The 4803-nt window shown below is 59.9% G+C and carries 2 protein-coding genes; both read right to left on the bottom strand.

Annotation, left to right across the window (positions count from 1 at the left end):
* Window positions 1-7 precede the first annotated feature (7 nt).
* Window positions 8-1297 (bottom strand): 4Fe-4S dicluster domain-containing protein, encoded by a 1290-nt coding sequence (locus KF719_RS18035; protein ID WP_080880460.1) that lies wholly within the window; start codon window positions 1295-1297, stop codon window positions 8-10.
* Between the two features lie 106 nt (window positions 1298-1403).
* Complete coding sequence (locus KF719_RS18040) at window positions 1404-4781, bottom strand: molybdopterin-dependent oxidoreductase (protein WP_293510805.1); 3378 nt, start codon at window positions 4779-4781, stop codon at window positions 1404-1406.
* Window positions 4782-4803: the final 22 nt, after the last annotated feature.

Consider the following 4803-nt stretch of genomic DNA (forward strand, 5'->3'; position numbering starts at 1 on the left):
ATGAGTCTTACAGCCAGTTCACGCGTTCGGCCGGCCGAATGTAGATCGGCTCTTCGACCTGAATCCGCGCCACTTCCTTGCCCGACTTGTTGAAGCCCAACACGGTATCGTTGTACATGTCGAACCGCTTCCCGTGAATTTGGGTTTCAAACACTTTCGGACCCGGGATGACATCGTACCGGAAGACGATCTGCTGGCTGGCTCTCCAGAGCTGGAGGACCGCCAACAGTTCGCGGCTGGGCACGAGGTACTTCTCGATGGCGTTATCCACGCCCGGGCCAAACATCTGCCGCGCATAGCCGCGGGGGCTATGCCGTGGCGGGATGTAGTAGCCGTTGGGCTCGGTGCCCCACTGCGGATACAGCGGGAGCGCCACCTGCTCCACACGAATCGTGTAGTACAGGGGATGCCAGCGGTCTTCGGCCCACAGGCCGTCTTCACCGATGCGCATCAACGACTGCATGCGGATCTTGCCCACGCAGGCCGCCATACAGCGCGTTTCCATCGGCTCGCCGCCCGTCAAGGGGTCTTTCCCCTCGATGCGCGGATAACAGGCAATACACTTCTCCGACACCCGGGTCGTGCCCCGGTACATCGGCTTCTTGAACGGGCACTGCTCCACGCACTTCTTGTACCCACGGCACCGGTTCTGGTCGATCAACACGATGCCGTCTTCCGGCCGCTTGTAGATCGCCTTGCGCGGGCAGGCGGCCAAACAGCCCGGATACGTGCAGTGGTTGCAGATCCGTTGCAGGTAGAAGAAATACGTCTCGTGTTCCGGCAAGCTGCTGCCGGAGAGCCGCCACGGTTCATCGCGCGTAAAGCCGGACTTGTCGATGTTCTCGACCAAGGCCCGCATGGACGTCGCGGTGTCTTCGTAGATGTTCACGAACCGCCATTCCTGGTCCGTCGGAATGTAGCCGATCGCCGCCTGGCCCACCTTGGCGCCCGCGTCGAAAATGGTCATTCCTTCGAACACCCCGTACGGCGCGTGGTGCTTGCGGCCGACCCGCACATTCCACACCTGGCCGCCCGGGTTCACCTGCTCGATGAGCTGGGTGATCTTCACGTCGTAGAACTGGGGATACCCGCCGTACGGCTTGGTTTCCACGTTGTTCCACCACATGTACTCCTGCCCCTTCGAGAAGAGCCAGGTCGACTTGTCGGCCATGGAACAGGTCTGACAAGCCAAACAGCGATTGATGTTGAACACAAAGGCAAACTGCCACTTCGGATGCCGCTCCTCGTAGGGATACAGCATCTTCCGTCCCAGTTGCCAGTTATAGACTTCTGGCATTGTGAATCCTCCTTCTGAACATGATCATGTAGTTAATGGTTCGCATTCGTTTCAAGTCCCGTGGACGAGGTGCCGAAAGCTTCCCCTCCGGCAAACCCCCTCTGTCCTAGACCTTGATCTTGATATGTTCACCCTTCAGCCACTTGATCATGAACTCGTTTTCCTGCCCCGGCGTGAAGCCGGTCCGGACTGGTTCCCACGGCCCACGGGCGCCGATACCGCCGTCTTCCGCCTTGGTGATGCGGATCAAGCATTCCTTCGGAACCGTGTTGATGCCGTGGTGATCGATGGCATAGCCCCACTTGAACTTCCAGGCAATCGTGTGCTTGCCCGGGAGGGAGTCGGTCTGGTGCATCGGCATCAGCCAGTTTCTGGTAAACGACTGTTGCGCGCCGTACCGGAAGTTGGACTGATAACCGGTGTCCACCGCAATGGCGCGTCCGTCCGGCCGCGTCTCGTGGCCCTTCACCGACTTCGCCGTTGATACATACGGCGCATGCTTCGCCATTGTCACATGGTACGGGTATGAAGGATTGTATTTCGCCCGGATCATCAACCGCGCAACCTTGTAGAACGGATCCGAAGGCTTCCAGCCACGATAGGGCCGGTCCACCGGATTGCCGTCCACATAACAATAGTCGCCGTCGTTGATGCCGCGGTCTTTCGCCGCTTGCGGGTTGATGTGCAACTGGTGTTCGCCGACTCCCGGTGTCCGTTTGTCCATGCGGTACGGATCGCCGAAGTTCGACTCATAAATCTGCACCCAGTCGTTCACCGACCATTGGCTATGCACCCGATGCCGGGTCTTGGGCGTGACGCAGTAGAACTGGTAGCCCTTTTCCCACAACGGGTTCGGATGCTGTTTGACTTCCGCCCACGGCAGCTTGATGTTCCGCACCGTCTTGTCATCATGGTGCTGCGCGGTGATCGGAATCCCGTAATCGTCGGGCCGTACATAGGGATTCGTCGACATGATGGCATTCGGCAGATACGGCGTACACTCCGGGCCTTCCCGGTGGGAGATGAAGTTTTCGCCGTATTCGATGGCTTCCGGCTCGATGCGGTAGGTCTCGATGCGACCCGACCGCGTCCACTGGGGCTTGGACTCGTTGGTCTCTTCCCAGAGCGGATGCCGCGGATAGGTGCGGCCCATGACCATCCAGCCCTTTTCCGACTTCAACATGACGTCGGCGCTATAGCCGTAGCAGGTGGCGCTGGCATCCAGCATCCGCTGCGGATAGACGTCGACGCGGTTCATGTACACGAAGTGGAACACGCCGCGGAACCGCGCATCGCCCGTCATTTCTGACAGCTTGGCGGCGACACCGGCGAAGGTGTCCGCATCGTTGCGGGTGTCGTACAGCGGCCGGATCCCGCCCTTCCAGATCTGAATCCACGGATTGGACACCGTGCCCGTCATTTCCGGATAGGTGAACTCCATCCACGAGTTACACGCAAACGCCACGTCGGCATGGTTGACGTCCGAGGTCATCTCGATGTCTTGGGTCACGATCATCTCGATGTTCGGATCGACGTTCTTCACCATGTCATAGTGGTGCTTGGCGTTGTTGAGGATGTTCACGTTGGTGACCCAGCGGACTTTGCTGGGGCTCGGCATGTGGGTCTTGCCGGTGAACACCTTCCGACCGTACTTCGGCGTATTGATGATCAAGGCCGTATCCCCATGGTTCCAGTACCCGACTTCTTCCCCATAGTAGTACGAGCGGGTCTTGATCTCTTTGCCGTGGGCGTTCGGATCCAAGGTCAGGTTGAACGGATCCTCACCGGTATGCACCGCGAGGCCCGCGCCGGACCAGGGCACCGCATTCCAGATGCCGGCCTTGTAGTTGCCGGACCAGGTATGGCAGCCCGTGCCGAATTTCCCGATGTTGCCGGTGATGGTCATAATGAACGCCGCTGCCCGGCCCATTTCCGTCATGTGGAAATAGTGACAGACGCCTTCGCCGTTATGCATCGCGGCCGGCTTGATCGTGCCCGAATCGCGCGCCCACCGGACGATCAAGTCCTTCGGCGCCCGGGTGATCTGGTGCGTGGTATCCAGGTCGTAGTCCTGGAGGTGCACCTGGTACATCTGATAGAGCGGCATCGCGTCGATTTCCCGGCCATTGAGCAATTTCACGCGATGGGAGCCGGTCAACGCGGGATCAATCCCGCTCGCCTTGAAGTGGAAGCCGACCTGTTCCCGATGCAGCGGGACCGCTTGGCCCTTTGCCAGATCCCAGACCATCATGCCGCCGAGCCGTTCGATTTGCTCGGGCTTCAAGGACTGGATCCGTCCCGAATAGCTCTTGGAGAAATCCGGGAACTTGTAGTCGGCAATCACGTCACGCGGATCGAGATACTGGAGCGTATCCGTCCGAATGAGCAACGGCAGGTCGGTAAATTCCTTGATGTAATCGATGTCTTGCAAGTTTTCATCGAAGATGATCTTGGCCGCCCCGAGGAAGTTCGCGCCATCGGTCTCCGGCCGCAGCGGAATCCAATAGTCGGCGCGGTAGGCCGTCGGGTTGTATTCCGGCGTGATGACGACGATGCGGGCGCCGCGCTCGATGGACTCGAGCTTCCAGTGCGCTTCCGGCATCTTGTTTTCGACGAAGTTCTTGCCCCAGCTGGTGTTCAGCTTGGAGAAGCGCATGTCGGAGAGGTCCACGTCGCAGTTCTGGGTCCCGTTCCAGAACGGATGCGACGGATCCTGGTCGCCGTGCCAGGTGTAGTTGGAATAGTACTTTCCGCCCTGTGCCTTGTCGGCATCGACTTTCCGAATCCAGGAGTCGAGCAACGGTAAACATCCGCCGTTGAAGCGGGTGTTCATCATCTTGCCGACGATCCCGAGCACCGGCATCCCCGCGCGATGCTTGAAGCATCGCACGCCCGCGCCCTTCATCATTTCGATCATTTCCGGCGCATAGCCCTGCTCGCGGAGCCGACGGGCCCCGGCTTCACCGCTGTAGCGGGTCGCGATGAGAATCGCGCCTTTGGCGACATAGGTGAAGGCCGTATCCCACGACACCCGGTTGAGGTCGTCGAGAAACCGGCTGTCGAACTTGTACTTGCGCTTCACATCGGGCGTCAGCTCGGGGGAGCCATCGTCCATCCACTGCTTCCAGCCCTTCCGCATCAACGGCCCCTTCAAGCGATAGGGTCCGTACACGCGACGGTGGAAGGTGAAGCCTTTCAAGCACATGCGCGGGTTATGGGCGAACGTCCCGCGGTTGCCGTAGAGGTCTTCATAGGTTTGGTGGTCGTAGTTCTGCTCCACCCGCATCACGACGCCGTTCCGGACGAAGGCCCGGACGCGACAGCCGTGCGTGTCGTTCGGGGAGCAGCACCAGGTAAAGGATGAGTCGTATCGATACTGGTCGTGATACACACGCTCCCAGGACCGATCCGGGTACTCACCCAGCGGGTTCCCCACCTCGATGACCGGCTGCAGCGCGGTCAGCGCGAGGACTTTGTCCGCCACGGCCACGGCCGCGACGGTTCCC

Origin of the sequence: Parvibaculum sp., from assembly GCF_019635935.1 — a bacterium.
In the GTDB taxonomy this organism is placed as follows: Bacteria; Pseudomonadota; Alphaproteobacteria; order Parvibaculales; family Parvibaculaceae; genus Parvibaculum.

Coding starts and splice junctions, on each gene's coding strand:
- KF719_RS18035 (WP_080880460.1), bottom strand. CDS start 1,297: ATGCCAGAAGTCTATAACTGGCAACTGGGACGGAAGATGCTGTATCCC.